The sequence below is a fragment of the Sphingomonas sp. 77B genome (assembly GCF_056497825.1).
In genome coordinates, this window is record NZ_JBWMBY010000001.1 from 89,582 (window position 1) to 104,957 (window position 15,376).

At 67.6% G+C, this 15,376-nt stretch carries 12 protein-coding genes; 8 read left to right on the forward strand and 4 right to left on the reverse strand.

Annotated elements, in window-relative coordinates; translation table 11 throughout:
• Nucleotides 1-27 precede the first annotated feature (27 nt).
• Nucleotides 28-1,866, forward strand: a complete 1,839-nt coding sequence (locus AC1GI4_RS00460) for a M2 family metallopeptidase (RefSeq protein WP_479628147.1) — start codon at nt 28-30, stop codon at nt 1,864-1,866.
• A gap of 525 nt (nt 1,867-2,391) precedes the next feature.
• Here AC1GI4_RS00460 and AC1GI4_RS00465 read toward each other — a convergent pair.
• From AC1GI4_RS00465 to AC1GI4_RS00480, 4 genes are all read right to left on the reverse strand, one after another.
• Nucleotides 2,392-2,826, reverse strand: a complete 435-nt coding sequence (locus tag AC1GI4_RS00465; protein WP_479628148.1) for a hypothetical protein — start codon at nt 2,824-2,826, stop codon at nt 2,392-2,394.
• A gap of 74 nt (nt 2,827-2,900) precedes the next feature.
• The gene (locus AC1GI4_RS00470) at nt 2,901-4,337 is read right to left on the reverse strand and encodes an AMP nucleosidase (protein WP_433910334.1); all 1,437 of its coding nucleotides are present in this window, start codon (nt 4,335-4,337) and stop codon (nt 2,901-2,903) included.
• 253 nt (nt 4,338-4,590) lie between these two features.
• A complete protein-coding gene (locus AC1GI4_RS00475; protein ID WP_294275905.1) occupies nt 4,591-4,809 on the reverse strand; it encodes a hypothetical protein in 219 nt (72 codons plus the stop codon).
• A gap of 101 nt (nt 4,810-4,910) precedes the next feature.
• Nucleotides 4,911-5,390 carry a redoxin family protein gene (locus tag AC1GI4_RS00480; RefSeq protein WP_479628149.1) on the reverse strand — a complete coding sequence of 160 codons (480 nt, stop codon included), beginning with the start codon at nt 5,388-5,390 and terminating at the stop codon, nt 4,911-4,913.
• A gap of 121 nt (nt 5,391-5,511) precedes the next feature.
• On the opposite strand from AC1GI4_RS00480, the gene AC1GI4_RS00485 reads away from it, so the two are divergent.
• From AC1GI4_RS00485 to AC1GI4_RS00515, 7 genes are all read left to right on the forward strand, one after another.
• On the forward strand, nt 5,512-6,075 hold the full coding sequence (locus tag AC1GI4_RS00485) for a YqgE/AlgH family protein (protein ID WP_294275917.1): 564 nt from the start codon (nt 5,512-5,514) through the stop codon (nt 6,073-6,075).
• 146 nt (nt 6,076-6,221) lie between these two features.
• Nucleotides 6,222-7,640, forward strand: a complete 1,419-nt coding sequence (gene ahcY / locus AC1GI4_RS00490) for an adenosylhomocysteinase (protein ID WP_479628150.1) — start codon at nt 6,222-6,224, stop codon at nt 7,638-7,640.
• A 139-nt stretch (nt 7,641-7,779) separates the two neighbouring features.
• Nucleotides 7,780-10,152: a sensor histidine kinase gene (locus AC1GI4_RS00495; protein WP_433910339.1), complete on the forward strand. Its 2,373-nt coding sequence runs from the start codon at nt 7,780-7,782 to the stop codon at nt 10,150-10,152.
• A complete protein-coding gene (gene tsaE / locus AC1GI4_RS00500; protein WP_479628151.1) occupies nt 10,149-10,595 on the forward strand; it encodes a tRNA (adenosine(37)-N6)-threonylcarbamoyltransferase complex ATPase subunit type 1 TsaE in 447 nt (148 codons plus the stop codon). The genes AC1GI4_RS00495 and tsaE overlap by 4 nt, the downstream gene beginning before the upstream one ends.
• A complete protein-coding gene (locus AC1GI4_RS00505; protein ID WP_479630317.1) occupies nt 10,592-11,572 on the forward strand; it encodes an aminoglycoside phosphotransferase family protein in 981 nt (326 codons plus the stop codon). The genes tsaE and AC1GI4_RS00505 overlap by 4 nt, the downstream gene beginning before the upstream one ends.
• Nucleotides 11,569-12,324, forward strand: coding sequence for a nucleotidyltransferase family protein (locus AC1GI4_RS00510; protein ID WP_479628152.1), 756 nt, complete (start codon nt 11,569-11,571; stop codon nt 12,322-12,324). Before AC1GI4_RS00505 ends, AC1GI4_RS00510 begins: the two co-directional genes overlap by 4 nt.
• The gene (locus tag AC1GI4_RS00515; RefSeq protein ID WP_479628153.1) at nt 12,317-15,271 is read left to right on the forward strand and encodes a PD-(D/E)XK nuclease family protein; all 2,955 of its coding nucleotides are present in this window, start codon (nt 12,317-12,319) and stop codon (nt 15,269-15,271) included. The genes AC1GI4_RS00510 and AC1GI4_RS00515 overlap by 8 nt, the downstream gene beginning before the upstream one ends.
• The last annotated feature ends 105 nt before the right edge of the window (nt 15,272-15,376 follow it).

The window sequence follows — 15,376 nt, forward strand, 5'->3', positions numbered from 1 at the left end:
ACGATTCAGAACGTTAAGGGGGATAGCATGATCCGTTCCGCCGTTTCCGGCACCGTACTCGCCTTCTTATTGGCGGGTGCCGCTCAGGCCCAGACTGCCGCGCCTGCAACGCCCGTATCACAGCCGTCCGCGACCGTCGCCGGGGCGGATGCCTTCGTCGCCGAGGCGGAGAAGACGCTCGCCGAAAAGTCGGTCGGTGCGCAGCAGGTCGCCTGGGTCAACGCGACCTATATCACCGACGACACCGATGCGCTGGCCGCCGCGTCGGGTGCGGAGATGACCGACCTCGCCGTCCGCTATGGCCTGGGGGCGGCGCGTTATCAGGCGCTGCCGGGCCTGTCCTATGACACGAAGCGCAAGCTCGACCTGCTGCGCGGCGGCATCACGCTGCCCGCACCGACAACCCCGGGCGCCTCGGCGCAGCTGTCGATGCTGACCACGCGCATGTCCTCATCCTATGGCAAGGGCAAGGGCCTGCTGAACGGCCAGCCGATCAACGGATCGGATATCGAGGCCGCGATGGGCAGCGAGCGCGATCCCGCCAAGCTCAAGGAGATGTGGGTCAGCTGGCACGACAATGTCGGCGCGCCGATGCGGGCCGATTATGCCCAGATGACCGCGCTGGCGAACCAGGGCGCCAAGGAGCTGGGCTATGTCGATGCCGGGTCGCTGTGGCGCTCGGGCTATGACATGTCGCCCGAGCAGTTCGCGCAGGTCACGGACAAGATCTGGGGCGAGCTGGAGCCGCTCTACAAGGCGCTTCACACCTATGTCCGCTGGAAGCTGAACGAGAAATATGGCGATGCGGTGCAGGCCAAGACTGGCCCGATCCGCGCCGACCTGCTGGGCAATATGTGGGCGCAGGAATGGGGCAATATCTATGACCTCGTCGCGCCCAAGGGCGCGGGCGATGTCGGATACGACACCGGCGACCTGCTGAAGGCCAAGGGCTATGACCCGATCAAGATGGTGAAGGCGGGCGAGGGTTTCTATTCCTCGCTGGGCTTCGCGCCCCTGCCGCAGACCTTTTGGCAGCGGTCGCAGATCGTGAAGCCCGCCGACCGCGAGGTGATCTGCCATGCCTCGGCGTGGGATATCGACAATATGGACGATATCCGCATCAAGATGTGCACGAAGGTCAATGCCGACGACTTCGTGACCATCCATCACGAGCTGGGGCATAACTATTACCAGCGCGCCTACAAGAATCAGCCCTTTCTTTACAAGAACGGCGCGAATGACGGTTTCCACGAGGCGATCGGCGACACAGTCGCCCTGTCGATCACGCCCGATTATCTGGTGAAGATCGGCCTGCTCGATCCGGCCAAGGTGCCCAGCGCCGACAAGGATATCGGCCTGCTCCTCCGTCAGGCGATGGACAAGGTGGCGTTCCTGCCCTTCGGCCTGTTGATCGACAAATGGCGCTGGGGCGTGTTCTCGGGCCAGATTCCGGCCAGCCAGTATCAGGCGGGCTGGGACGCGCTGCGCCTGAAATATCAGGGCGTGGTGCCGCCGGTCGCGCGCGACGAGACGAAGTTCGATCCGGGCGCGAAATACCATATCCCGGCGGGCGTGCCCTATGCACGCTACTTCCTGGCGCGGGTGCTCCAGTTCCAGTTCTACAAGGCCGCATGCGAACAGGCCGGGTGGAAGGGGCCGCTGCACCGCTGTTCCTTCTACGGCAACAAGAAAGTCGGCGAGAAGCTGAACGCGATGCTGGCGATGGGCCAGTCCAAGCCGTGGCCGGACGCGCTGCAGGTCTTCACCGGCAGCCGCGAGATGTCGGGCAAGGCGCTGGTGGAGTATTTCGCGCCGCTGAAAACCTGGCTGGACCAGCAGAACAAGGGCAAGCCGCAGGGCTGGTGAAGCAGGAGCGTGTGGGGAGGGAGCTGCCCCTCCACCACTCGCTTTCGCGAGCGGTTCCCCTCCCCATCAGAGATGGGGAGGATGTGATCGAGGCATTCCTCCCCAAGCTTGCTTGGGGAGGGGGACCGCCGCGTAGCAGTGGTGGAGGGGCTTGTCGCCAGCGGCCATGACTTAGACCGTGATGACATGAGATTCACTCACCCCCGCCTTCAGGGGAGGGGCCGGGGGTGGGGCGCCTCCGCGAGCGTGCAGCCCGTGGCGAGGCCCCACCCCACCTCCTCCCCTGAAGAGGAGGGGCCCTCCTTGGTTCAACGCAACGTCATCATGGTCTAAGGCGAGCGGTGACACCCCTCCGTCAGGGCTTCGCCCTGCCACCTCCCCTTGCAGGGGAGGAATTGCTTGGGGGATTTGCGCGCTCATACCTGACCGCCGTTCCGCCTGAGCGAAGTCGAAGGCTAAGGGAAAACCCGTCCTCCAGGCCCATGTTCTTGCATGGGCTTCGACTTCGCTCAGCCTGAACGGCGGTCAGGCCTTATCGTCCTCATCATCCCGCTTCGCACTGCTGCCCTTGAGCGACAGCAGCGCCGCCGTCAGTCCGGCCGCCGCCGCCAGGCTGCCCAGGATCGATGCCACCCCCCATTTGCCGCCGACCCGGTCCAAGCCATGCTTTCCCAAGGCCGGAGCGGGCGCGGGCTTGATCGGGGCTGGTTTGCGGGGCGCAGTCTTGCGCGGCGTGGCGCGCTTGGTCGAGCGGGGCTTGGGCGGGGCCTTGGGCTTGGGCGAAGACTTTGCCGCCTCGACGTCCGCGCCTTCGGTCGACACCTCGGTGACGGGGGCCGCCGGATCAGTCTCCGACGCCTTGGGGGCGGGGCGCTTGCGTGGCGCGGGGGTGCCCGCCGCCTTGGGCGCGGCGCGGCGGCGGGGCGGGCGTGGTTTTTTCGGCTCGGTGGTATCGACCATGACGAAATCCCCCATTTCAACAAAGCAGCTTCGGTTCGTCACCGTAACGCTTCCACCCGCCCCCGGTTGCTTCCTCAGCGGAAGGGCGGCTCGTTGAACGCGCGCAGCTTGCGACTGTGCAGCTTATTGCCCTCGCGGCGGAGCTGTTCGCAGGTTTCGATGCCGATCCGCATGTGCTCGCTGATCGCGCGCTCATAGAAGCGGTTGGCCTGGCCGGGCAGCTTGAGTTCGCCGTGTAGCGGCTTGTCCGATACGCAGAGCAGCGTTCCGTATGGCACGCGGAAGCGATAGCCTTGGGCTGCGATCGTCGCCGACTCCATATCGATGCCGACCGCGCGGCTGAGCGAGAAGCGCAGCGCCGACTTGGAGTAACGCAGCTCCCAGTTGCGGTCGTCGGTGGTGACGATCGTGCCGGTGCGCAGGCGGCGCTTCAGTTCGTCGCCCGACTGGCCCGAGACGATCTCGGCCGCCTTGGCGAGTGCGACCTGCACCTCGGCGATGGCGGGCACCGGGATTTCCGGGGGCAGCACATCGTCCAGCACATGATCGTCGCGCAGGTAAGCGTGCGCCAGCACATAGTCGCCGATCCGCTGGCTGGGACGAAGCCCGCCGCAATGGCCGATCATCAGCCAGGCCTCGGGGCGCATGACCGCGAGGTGATCGCAGATCGTCTTGGCGTTGGACGGGCCGACGCCAATATTGACCAGCGTGATGCCGGTGCCGTCCTTGGCGACCAGGTGATAGGCGGGCATCTGGTGCCGCCGCCACGCGCTGTCGGTAACGATCTTGTCGACATCTTCCGGCCGCTCGATTACGACGCCGCCTGCGCCCGACAATGCCGTGAAGCGCGACCCTTCGCCCAGCTGCGACGCACCCCAGCGAACGAATTCATCGACATAGCGGTGATAGTTGGTGAACAGCACGAAGCGCTGGCAATGCTCGGGCGGGGTGCCGGTATAGTGGCGCAGGCGCGCGAGCGAGAAATCGGTGCGCAGCCCGTCGAACAGCGCCAGCGGCCGGTTGCCGTCGGCGGTCATCCAGAGGCCGTCGGCGATCTCGTCCCCGATATGGGCGAGTTCGGTCGCCGGGAAGAAGCGCGCCAGCTCGGCCGCCGACACCGTATCCAGGCTCAGCGCATGGCCGGGGTCGAGGACATAGGGGAAGGGGATTTCCTGGCGACCGGGCACCGCCTCGACCGAGACGTCGTAATCCTCGATCAGCAGGGTCAACTGCTCGACCAGATAGTCCCTGAACAGCGCGGGCTTGGTGACGCTGATCCGGTAGTCGCCCGGCGAGACAAGGCGGCCGAACGAGCGCATCGGGGCGGGGCGTCCGCCCTCACCGCGATAAATCAGCCGGATTTCGGGATAGGCGAAACAGCCATGCGCGCGATCTTCCAGCGTGGGTGCGGTACCGTCGCGCAGATACAGGGTCAGCGCATCCTTCAGACGCGTGACGGAGGCGGTGTAGAGGCGGTCGAGTTCTTCGACAATCTGGACAGCTTGAGTCATCGGACAGAGCTAAGCCGTGTCATCGGTTCTGGCAAGCGGGGCGAGATTGCAGTTCCGCAGCCTATATGGCCCAGGGGCCTAGCCCCCGTTCAGCCTGAGCGAAGTCGAAGGCCAAGGGAAGCATCGCTTCATACCCCGACTGGAGAGTATCGGGCGTGGCCTTCGACTGCGCTAAGGCTGAGCGGAGGGGGGCTCAATGTGACCAGGAAAGGCGCCCCAAACCCCACCCTGGGAGGGTTTGGGGCAAGCGGCTTCAGGCGCCCTGTGTCGAATTGTCATCGTCGGACGGGGCGCGCAACTTCGATGCGCCGAACGCCGCCCCGGCGACCGCCGCCGCTACGCCCGCCGCGATTCCGGCGGTGGCGTAGGGGTGTTCCTTCACCTTGCCACCGGCTGCCTTGGCGGCATCCTGAGCCTTTTCGGTGAAGCTCTTCGCCTGAGCCTGCTTCTCGGGGGGGACATAGGTGGTCATGGCCAAGCTCCTCTCGTTATCCGTGTCCGTGATGACCAAAAAACGCCGGAGCCTCCACCACTGTTCCACCCCCGATCCGACCGGCCGTGCGGCTTACCCGGTCAGAGGACGGAGAGGAGATGCTCGGCCGAGCTGACCTTGAACTCGCCCGGCGCCTCGACGAACAGCTGCTCGACCACGCCGTCATTGACCAGCATCGTGTAGCGCTGGCTGCGCGTGCCCATCCCAAATTTAGAGCCGTCCATCGTCAGGCCGACCGCGCCGGCGAAATCGGCATTGCCGTCGGCCAGCATGGTGATGTCGCCAGCATTGCTGGTCTGGCCCCACGCCTTCATCACGAACACGTCGTTGACCGAGGTGCAGACGATCTCGTCCACGCCCTTGGCCTTGATCGCGTCTGCCTGGGCGATGAAGCCCGGCAGGTGCTGGGCCGAGCAGGTGGGGGTGAAGGCGCCCGGCACCGCGAACAGCGCGACGCGACGCCCCGCGAAATATTCGGTCGTGCTGACCTGCTCGGGGCCTTCGGGCGTCACCTTGACCAGATTGGTGGCGGGCAGGCGGTCTCCGACCTTGATCGTCATCGTGCGGATCCTTCGGGAAATGGGCCACGGCACCGCGCCGGGCTTTGCCACGTTCATGGCGCAAACGGCATTTGGATTTCAAGCATGGCGAGGCGGGGCGGCGATGCCTATAGTCGGTGGCGTGCATCAACTGACCTATCTTTCCGGCCAATTCCTGCTGGCGCTGCCCGGCATGGGCGATCCCCGTTTCGAACATGCCATCATCGCGATGTGCGCACATGACGAGGGCGGCGCGCTCGGCATCGGGCTCGGGACCACGATCGACGGCATCGGCTTCCATGCGCTGCTCGACCAGTTCGAGATCGCGCATGGCGATATCCCCGACGCGCCGGTCCATTATGGCGGCCCGGTCGAGCCGCGGCGCGGCTTCGTGCTGCACAGTCATGACTGGCAGGGACAGGACAGCGTCGATGTCGGCGGCCGCTGGGTCCTGTCGAGCACGGTCGACGTGCTGCGCGCCATCGCCGAGGGCACCGGGCCGAAACGGTGGATCGTCGCATTGGGCTATGCCGGATGGGATGCGGGCCAACTGGAGCAGGAATTGCGCGAGCCGGGATGCTGGTTCAACGTCGGCGGCGAGCCGGAAATCCTGTTCGACGTGGCCGCCGAGGATCGCTGGCAGGCGGCGTTCGGCGTCGCGGGCGTCGATCCCAGGCAATTGGTGACGGGCGGCGGTACGGCCTGACGAGCGAAGAGCGTCTTCGCCCGACACTGAATGATATAAAGATATCTTTATATTTGATCCCTAAGGCGATCGCCGCTAAGGCGTCGGCCGTGCCGATCGGCGTGTCCTCGCGTCTTGGTCGGCCCCATTTTGCACGGAGTTTCGTCGTGTCCACGACTGCTGCCACCAAGAACGATTACGTCATCAAGGACATCAGCCTCGCTGATTTCGGCCGCGCCGAGATCAAGATTGCCGAGACCGAGATGCCCGGCCTGATGGCCCTGCGCCAGGAATTCGGCGCTTCGCAGCCGCTGAAGGGCGCGCGCATCACCGGCTCGCTGCACATGACGATCCAGACCGCCGTGCTGATCGAGACGCTGACCGCGCTCGGCGCGGACGTGCGCTGGGCGACCTGCAACATCTACTCGACGCAGGACCATGCCGCCGCCGCGATCGCCGCAGCGGGCATCCCCGTCTTCGCCGTCAAGGGCGAGACGCTGGCCGAATATTGGGACTATGTCGGCGACATCTTCGACTGGGACAAGAATGGTGACGGCACCACCGCCAACATCATCCTGGACGACGGCGGCGACGCGACCATGTTCGCGCTCTGGGGCGCCAAGCTGGAAGCCGGTCAGAGCTTCGGCGAGCCCGAGAACGAGGAAGAGGTCGAGTTCCAGCGTTCGGTCAAGGCGTTCATCGCCAAGAAGCCGGGCTATCTGACCCAGACCGTCAAGAACCTGAAGGGCGTGTCGGAAGAGACGACGACCGGCGTTCACCGCCTGTACGAGATCGCGAAGAAGGGCGAGCTGCCTTTCCCGGCGATCAACGTCAACGACTCGGTCACCAAGTCGAAGTTCGACAATCTGTACGGCTGCAAGGAATCGCTGGTCGACGCGATCCGTCGCGCCACCGACGTCATGCTGGCGGGCAAGGTCGCCGCGGTCGCCGGTTTCGGCGACGTCGGCAAGGGCTCGGCCCAGTCGCTCCGCAACGGCGGCGCGCGCGTGCTCGTGACCGAAATCGACCCGATCTGCGCACTGCAGGCGGCGATGGAGGGCTTCGAGGTCGTGACCATGGATGAGGCCGTGAAGCGCGCCGACATCTTCGTGACCGCGACCGGCAACGCCGACGTCATCACCGCCGATCACATGAAGGCGATGAAGCCCATGTCGATCGTCTGCAACATCGGTCACTTCGACTCCGAGATCCAGATCGCGGCGCTGTCGAACTACAAGTGGACCGAAGTGAAGCCCGGCACCGACCTGGTCGAGTTCCCGGACGGCAAGCAGATCATCGTGCTGGCCAAGGGCCGCCTGGTGAACCTGGGCTGCGCGACCGGCCACCCGTCCTTCGTGATGTCGGCCTCGTTCACCAACCAGACGCTCGCCCAGATCGAGCTGTGGACCAAGGGCGAGAACTACAAGAACGAAGTCTATGTGCTCCCGAAGCACCTGGACGAGAAGGTCGCCGCGCTCCACCTCGAAAAGCTGGGCGTCCAGCTGTCGAAGCTGAGCGAGAAGCAGGCCGCCTATATCGGTGTGCCGGTCGAAGGCCCGTTCAAGCCGGATCACTATCGCTACTGATCCCGCTTTCGGGCTTAGGCGCGAGACAGAAGGGCCGTCCGAAAGGGCGGCCCTTTTTCTTTGTCCTTCGTTATGGCGCATCGCGTGTCGATCGGGCTAGAGATGGGCCGATGCAGCGTTTCGGCATGGCCTTTCCCGGATGATAGCGATCGGTGATACCGAGGCGGTCCTGTTGGGTGCCGGGGCCTGCGCCCTCATCATTGTCGCCATGGTCCTGCTCTATCTCGGCGTCCGCGCACGGGCCGAGGCGTCGACGGTGCGGCTGGAGCGCGACCGGCTCGATGCGATGCTGCGCGCCGGGCCTGCCCAGGCGATGGTGATGCGCAGCGACGGGCGGATCGAGATGCCCCGACGACTGGCCGACTGGCTGGGCCTCGCCGATGTCGCGCGCTTCCTCGAAGAGCTGACCTATGACGAGGCGGGGCTGACGCCGGAGGACCAGTCGCTCCTGGCCGCCGATCTGAACGCAGCGCAGAAGACCGGCCGTCGCTTCCGCCGGATTGTCCGGCCGCAGGGCTCGGCTCGCACCCTGCTGTTCGACGGGGCCCGCGCGCCCGCGCATCAGGGCGCCGCCGGAGAGGTCGTCATCTGGGTCTTCGACATGACCGAGACGCAGGACGAAATCGTCCGGCTGGACGGCGAGGCGCGGCGGCTGGGCGATGCGTTTCAGGCCCTGACCGGGCTGATCGAAGCGGCGCCGCTGCCTATGTGGTATCGCGGCCCCGATCTGCGTCTCGCCATGGTCAATTCCGCCTATGTCGAGGCGGTCGAGGGCCGCGATGCCGCCGATGTCGTCGGGCGCGGTCTGGAACTGGTCGAGGGGTCGGGGCGCGGCGGCCCGCTCGCGGGGGCGGCGGCGGCCCGCGATAGGGGGCAGCCGCATGAGCAGGTGCTGCCCGCGACTATCGACGGCGCCAGGCGCGCGCTGCGTATCTTCGACGTGCCGCTGCCGACCGGCGGGATCGCCGGGTTCGCCGTCGATATCGAGGATCTGGAACAGTCGCGCGCGGGCGCCAAGCGCTTTGCCGAGGCACAGCGCGCGATGCTCGACCGGCTGTCGGCGGCGGTCGCGCATTTCGGGCCTGATCGGGGCCTCGTCTTCTGCAACCAGCCCTTCCGCCGCATGTTCGCGATGCGCGCCGAATGGCTGGCGGACCACCCGGAGTTCGACCGCATCCTGGAGCGGATGCGCGAGGCCAATCGCAGCCCGGAGGTCCGCGACTTCCCCGGCTGGAAGGCCGAGCGGGTCGGCTGGTTCCGGCAGGCGAGCGGCGGGATCGAGGAGCAGTGGCATCTGCCCGGCGGCACGCATCTGCGCGTCGTGGCGCAGCCGCTGCCCGATGGTGGCCTGCTGATGATCTTCGAGGATCGAACCGAGGAAGTGCAACTGGCCTCCGCGCGCGACACGCTGCTGCGCGTGCGCACCGCGACCTTCGACAATCTGTTCGAGGCGCTGGGCGTGTTCGCCGCCGATGGCCGGTTGCAGTTGTGGAACAACCGTTTTCGCGCGCTCTGGGGTCTGGAGGAGGATTTCCTGACCAGCCATCCGCGCGTCGATGCCTTTGCGGATCGCGTGGCGGAGCGGCTGGCGACACCGGGCCGCTCCGCCCTGATCGTCGACCTCGTCCGTTCGGCGACGATCGAGCGGCAGCAGCGCGGCGGGCGCGTCGCCTTTGCCGATGGGCGGCATTTCGAGTTTGCGGGCGTGCCGCTGCCCGACGGCAATGCGCTGTTCACGCTGCTCGACATCACCGACAGCAGGCGGGCGGAACAGGCCTTGCGCGACCGGGCCGATGCGCTGGAGGCGGCGGACAAGGTCAAGACGGCCTTCGTCGCCAATATGAGTTATGAACTGCGCACGCCGCTCACTTCGATCAGCGGATTTGCCGAGATGCTGCACGGCGGGTTCGCCGGGCCGCTGCCCGAAACGGCGACGGGCTATGTCGAGGCGATTCTGGAGTCGACCGAGCGGCTGGGCCTGCTGGTCGACGATGTGCTCGACCTGACCCGCGACCAGGCGGATGGCGGGATCGCGCGGGAAGACGTCGAAATGGCCCGTGTCGCACGCGCCGCCGCCGATACGATCCGGCCGATCGCGGCGCGGCGGAAGCTGGACTTCGCGGTCGAGATGCATCGTTCGCTCGGCCGCGTCACCGGCGACCGTCGTCGATTGCAGGAGACGATCGAGCATCTGCTGCGCCACGCGGTCGAACAGACGCCGGAGGGGGGGCGTATCCTGCTCCACGCCGATGGCGATGCGGTGCGCGCGCGGATCGTCGTGTCCGATGACGGGCAGGGCATGGACCGGGAGGCGGTGGCCCGTGCCTTCGATCGCTTCGCCGAACCGGGCATCAAGGCGACGGGTGAACGCGCGCTGGGTCTGGGCCTGCCGCTGGCCAAGAAATTCGTCGAGGCGCATGGCGGCGCCATCACCCTGTTGTCCGAACCGGGCGAGGGCACATTGGTCACGGTCGAGCTGCCCCGGCGCGTGGTGGAGAAGGACAAGTCATGACGATCCGGCTGGCCGACGCCGCCGCGACCGAGGATTTCGGACGGCGGCTGGCGGCGCATATCCGCCCCGGCGATGTGGTGACGCTGACCGGCACGTTGGGTGCTGGCAAGACCAGCCTGGCGCGCGGGTTGCTCGCCGCGCTCGGCCTGCCCGGCGAGGCCCCTTCGCCCAGCTTCGCGATCGTCCAGCCCTATGCCCCGCCGGAAACCACGATCCCTGTTCTGCATGTCGATCTCTACCGTCTCGACGGGCCGGAGCAGATGGAGGAACTGGGGCTCGACGAGGCGCTGTGGGACTCGGCGCTGGTCGTCGAATGGCCCGACCGGGCAGGCGAGGGGGCATGGCCGCAGGCGCTCGCGCTGACCCTGGAAATGGATCCGGCGGGCGGACGTATCTTGACAGCGAAGATACCCTCGGGCTGGGAAAACCGATGGCCGATATGACCCCTCCGGCGGATGCGCCCGCCTTTCTGACGATGCTGGGTTGGGAGGGGGCGACGATCGCCCCGCTCGCCGGAGACGCGTCGTTTCGCCGTTATTTTCGGGTGACGTTGGCAGAGCGCCGCGCTGTGCTGATGGATGCGCCGCCGCCGCATGAGGACCCGCGCCCCTTCATCGCGATCGCGCGCTGGCTGCTGGCCAAGGGCTTTGCCGCGCCCGCCATCCTGGGCGCGGACGAGGAACGTGGCCTGGTCCTGATCGAGGATTTCGGCGACGACCGGATGCGCGAGGCGATCGAGGCCGATCCCGAGGCGACCGTCCAGCTGTACAGCGATGCGGTCGACCTGCTCGCCGCGCTGCGCAACCATGCGCCCGAGGGACTGGCATCCTATGACACCGCCGTCCTCCACCGCGAGGCGGCACTGCTCCCCGAATGGTACGCGCCCGCGGTCGGCCTGCATGTCGATGTCGAGGGGTATCGCGCCGCCTGGGACCGGGTGTTCGCCCATGCGCTGACCGACAAGCCCGTTACCGTGCTGCGCGACTATCATGTCGAGAACCTGATGCTGGTCGGGCCGGGGCGTACGCTCGGTCTGCTCGACTTTCAGGACGCGCTGGCCGGGCATCCCGCTTATGACCTCGTGTCGCTGCTCCAAGATGCGCGGCGCGATGTCGAGCCATCGATCGAAGAGGCGATGCTCAAGCGCTATCTGGCGGCTACCGGCGAGGGCGATGCGTTCCTGAACGCCTATCATGTGCTGGGCGCGCAGCGGAACGCCAAGATCATCGGCATCTTCACCCGCCTCTGGAAGCGTGACGGCAAGCCGCGCTACGCGGCCCTTTGCCCGCGTGTCTGGGCCTATCTGGAGCGGGATCTGTCGCACCCGGTGCTGGCGCCGGTGGCGGCCTGGTTCGACGACAATGTGCCGCCCGAGCTGCGCGGCGATCCGCAACGTCTGGCGGAAGGACAGGGGGAATGACCCGTCAACTCGCGCTTCGCCCGACCCCTGCGGGCCGGGTCCCGCACACCGCGATGGTGATGGCCGCCGGGCTGGGCAAGCGGATGCGCCCGTTGACCGCCACCCGGCCCAAGCCGCTGGTGTCGGTGGCGGGCAAGCCGCTGATCGATCATGTCTTCGACCGGCTGATCGCGGCGGGGGTCGAGCGCGCGGTGGTCAATGTCCATTACCTTGCCGACCAGCTGGAGGCGCATCTGAAGGATCGCTTTCCGGGGATCGAGGTCATCATCTCCGACGAGCGCGAGCAACTGCTCGAAACCGGCGGCGGCCTGGTCAAGGCCAAGCCGTTGCTCGGCGACGATCCCATCCTGGTCGTCAACAGCGATAATCTTTGGATCGACGGGCCGGTCGATGCGATCCGTCTGCTCGCCTCGCGCTGGGACGCGGGTGTCATGGATGCGCTGCTGCTGATGGTGCCGCTGGCGCGCGCGCATAATCACAATGGCCATGGTGATTTCTATCTGGGCGCGGATGGCCGGATTACCGAGCGGCGACAGCCCGGCCGGGTCGCGCCCTTTTCCTATACCGGCCTCCAGATCCTGCACCCGCGCCTGATCGCCGACGCGCCCGAGGGGCCGTTTTCGACCAACCTGTTCTGGAACCGCGCGATCGAGGCGGGGCGCGCCTTCGGGCAGGTCCATCAGGGACTGTGGTTCGATGTCGGCACCCCGCGTGCGATCCCGCAGACGGAGCTGATCCTCGCGGATGGCTGAACCCCGCCGCCCGAGGCTGCATACCATTCCGGCGCATCGCGGCTTTGCCGATGCGCTGGTCGCCGGACTGATGCGGCGCAGCGGCGGCGATCCGCTGACGCTGGCGCAGGGTATGATCCTGCTGCCGACCAATCGCGGTGTCCGTGCCGTGACCGAGGCGTTCGTACGCGCCAGCGGCGGAGGCCTCATCCTGCCGCGCATGGTCGCGCTGGGCGACCCCGAACTGGGCGAGGCGGCGGGCTCCGCGCTCGACCCGGCCGATGCCGAGGCACCCCCGCCGCCTGCCGTCGCGCCGTCCGCACGCCGTATGATCCTGGCCCGGCTGGTCGAGCAGGAGCGGCAGCGGGCGGGCCAGCCCGTGACGGCGGCCGAAGCCGTTCGGCTGGCGGGCGATCTGGCGCGCACCCTCGACCAGATGCTGGTCGAGGAGGTCGACCCAGCCGAACTTGGCGCACTCGACCTCGGTCCTGAACTGACCGAGCATTGGCAATCGGCGCTGGCGACCTTCTCGGTCGTGCTCGATCGCTGGCCCGCCGTGCTGGCGAAGATGGGACGGATCGACGCGGCGCGGCGACGGACCTTGCTGCTCGACCGTACCACCCGGCGCTGGGCCGAGGCGCAGCCCGCCGGGTTCGTCTGTGCCGCGGGCGTGACCGATACCGCGCCCGCCGTCGCACGACTACTGCGCTGCGTGTCGGAAATGCCGGGCGGATCGGTGGTCTTCGCCGGGCTGGACCTGACCATGCCCGACGATGAATGGGATGCGCTGGGACCCCACAAGCCCGACCCCGAGACGGGGCGGACACGCCGCGCGATCGAGACCCATCCGCAATATGCGATGAAGCTGTTGCTCGACCGGATGGGCGTGGGCCGGGGCGAGGTGACCGTGTGGCGCGGCGGCGGCGACTATGACGCGGGCGCGGCGCGGGGCCGTGCCATCGCCAACGCCATGGCCCCGGCCGACTTCACCGGCAAATGGACCGACCTGCCCGCCGAGGATCGGCGGTTGTCGGGCGTGTCGACGATCGAACTCGCAACCCCGGCGGAAGAAGCGCAGGCGATCGCGCTGGCGCTGCGCGAGGCGATCGAGGAGCCCGGCCGCACCGCCGCGCTGGTCACGCCCGACCGGGCGCTGGCGCGGCGGGTGGCGGCGCATTGTCGGCGCTGGAACATCCTGATCGACGACACGGCGGGGCGGCCTCTGTCGATCCTGTTGCCGGGCACCTTCCTGCTGCAACTGGCCGAGGCGGCGGCGCAGCATTTCGCGCCGCTGCCGCTGCTGGCGCTGCTCAAGCATCCGCTGATTCGGGGCGAGATGGAGCGGGTGGAGTGGCTGGACGGCGTTCGCGCGCTGGACAGGGCGTTGCGTGGGCCCCGTCCGGCACCGGGACTGGACGGCATCGCCGCGCATGTCGCGGACGAGCCGACGGCATCCGCCTTCTGGGCCAGGGCCGCACCGATGCTGAAGGCGGTCGGCCGCACCTTCGGCGACGGGCCGCAAGGGCTGCGCAGCCTGCTCGCCTGTCTGCGCGAATGCGGGCAGACCCTCTGCGGCGATGCGCTGTGGACCGGCCCGGCGGGCCGTGCGGCGGCGGAGTTCCTGGCGGGATATGAGGAAGAGGCCGATCATGGCCCTGCGCGGGTCGATCCGGCCGAGCTGCCCGGCTTGCTGCGCAGCCTGTTCGACGAGATCGCGGTGCGCGCCATCCCGCGCGAGGGGCAGCATCCGCGTCTTGCCATCTATGGCCCGATCGAGGCGCGTCTCCAGACCGCCGACCTGATGATTGCGGGCGGCCTGAACGAGGGTGTCTGGCCGGGCCGCCCGGCGCCCGACCCGTGGCTGGCGCCGCGTATCCGGTCGCTCTTGGGGCTGGTCGGGCTGGAGCAGCGAATCGGCATCGCCGCGCACGATCTGGCGCAGGCGATGGGTGCGCCGCACGCGATCCTGACGCGGGCGCGACGTGACGCCAGCGGGCCGACGCTCGCCTCGCGCTTCTGGCTGCGGCTGCAGGCGATGGCGGGCGAGCGGTTTGAGGCGCATCCAACCTTGGCGCGCTGGGCGGTCGAGCTGGATCGGCCGGAGGATTACACCCCCGCCGACCGGCCCGCGCCCAAGCCGCCCTCTGCGTTGCGCCCGACCGTGATCTCGGTGACCGAGGTCGATCGGCTCAAGGCCGACCCCTATGCCTTCTACGCGCGCCGGGTGCTGCGCCTATCGCCGCTCGACCCGGTCGATGCCGATCCCAGCGCGGCGTGGCGCGGCACCGCCGTCCACGACATCCTCGAGATGTGGTGGAAGGAGGACCGTTGCGACGTCGAGGCGCTGCGTCCCCGTGCGCTCGCGATGCTGCGCGACCAGAACACCCATCCGATGATGCGCGCGCTGTGGCAGCCGCGCCTGATCGAGGCGATCGACTGGATCGCCGCCGAGGTCGCCGCCAAGGCCAGCGAAGGCCGCCATGTCCTGAGCGCGGAAGGCAAGGGCAAGGTGGAGCTGGCGGGCGTGACGCTGACCGGCCGGTTCGACCGGATCGACAAGGCGGCGGACGGATCGCTGGTGGTGATCGACTATAAGACCGGCAAGCCGCCTTCGACCACGGCGGTGCGCGAGGGGTTCAGCCTTCAGCTGGGTCTGCTCGGCCTGATCGCCGAGCGGGGCGGGTTTGAGGGCGTGGCGGGCAAGGCGGGCGGTTTCGAATATTGGTCGCTGGGGCGCGGACGCGAAGGGCTGGGCTATATCGCCACGCCGGTTGACCCGGACGGCAAGCGCGAGCGGATACGAACCGACGAGTTCGTGTCGATCGCGGCGGCGAACTTCGCCGAGGCGGCGGGCCAGTGGCTGACCGGCGATGCGCCGTTCACCGCCAAGCTGGTGCCCGAATATGCGCCCTATGCGGAATATGACCAGCTGATGCGGCGGGATGAATGGTATGGCCGTGATCGGTGATGTTTTCCCTTGGCCTTCGACGTCGCTCAGGCTGAACGGGGTGTGGGGATTGTCTACAACAGCCGTTCACGCTGAGCGAAGTCGAAGCGCATGGGGTGCCGGTCG

What these genes read in the sequence shown, in the direction of transcription:
- AC1GI4_RS00460 (WP_479628147.1), top strand. Translation starts at nt 28, where the DNA reads ATGATCCGTTCCGCCGTTTCCGGCACCGTACTCGCCTTCTTATTGGCG.
- AC1GI4_RS00465 (WP_479628148.1), bottom strand. Translation starts at nt 2,826, where the DNA reads ATGGTCGATACCACCGAGCCGAAAAAACCACGCCCGCCCCGCCGCCGC.
- AC1GI4_RS00470 (WP_433910334.1), bottom strand. Translation starts at nt 4,337, where the DNA reads ATGACTCAAGCTGTCCAGATTGTCGAAGAACTCGACCGCCTCTACACC.
- AC1GI4_RS00475 (WP_294275905.1), bottom strand. Translation starts at nt 4,809, where the DNA reads ATGACCACCTATGTCCCCCCCGAGAAGCAGGCTCAGGCGAAGAGCTTC.
- AC1GI4_RS00480 (WP_479628149.1), bottom strand. Translation starts at nt 5,390, where the DNA reads ATGACGATCAAGGTCGGAGACCGCCTGCCCGCCACCAATCTGGTCAAG.
- AC1GI4_RS00495 (WP_433910339.1), top strand. Translation starts at nt 7,780, where the DNA reads ATGATAGCGATCGGTGATACCGAGGCGGTCCTGTTGGGTGCCGGGGCC.
- tsaE (WP_479628151.1), top strand. Translation starts at nt 10,149, where the DNA reads ATGACGATCCGGCTGGCCGACGCCGCCGCGACCGAGGATTTCGGACGG.
- AC1GI4_RS00505 (WP_479630317.1), top strand. Translation starts at nt 10,592, where the DNA reads ATGACCCCTCCGGCGGATGCGCCCGCCTTTCTGACGATGCTGGGTTGG.
- AC1GI4_RS00510 (WP_479628152.1), top strand. Translation starts at nt 11,569, where the DNA reads ATGACCCGTCAACTCGCGCTTCGCCCGACCCCTGCGGGCCGGGTCCCG.
- AC1GI4_RS00515 (WP_479628153.1), top strand. Translation starts at nt 12,317, where the DNA reads ATGGCTGAACCCCGCCGCCCGAGGCTGCATACCATTCCGGCGCATCGC.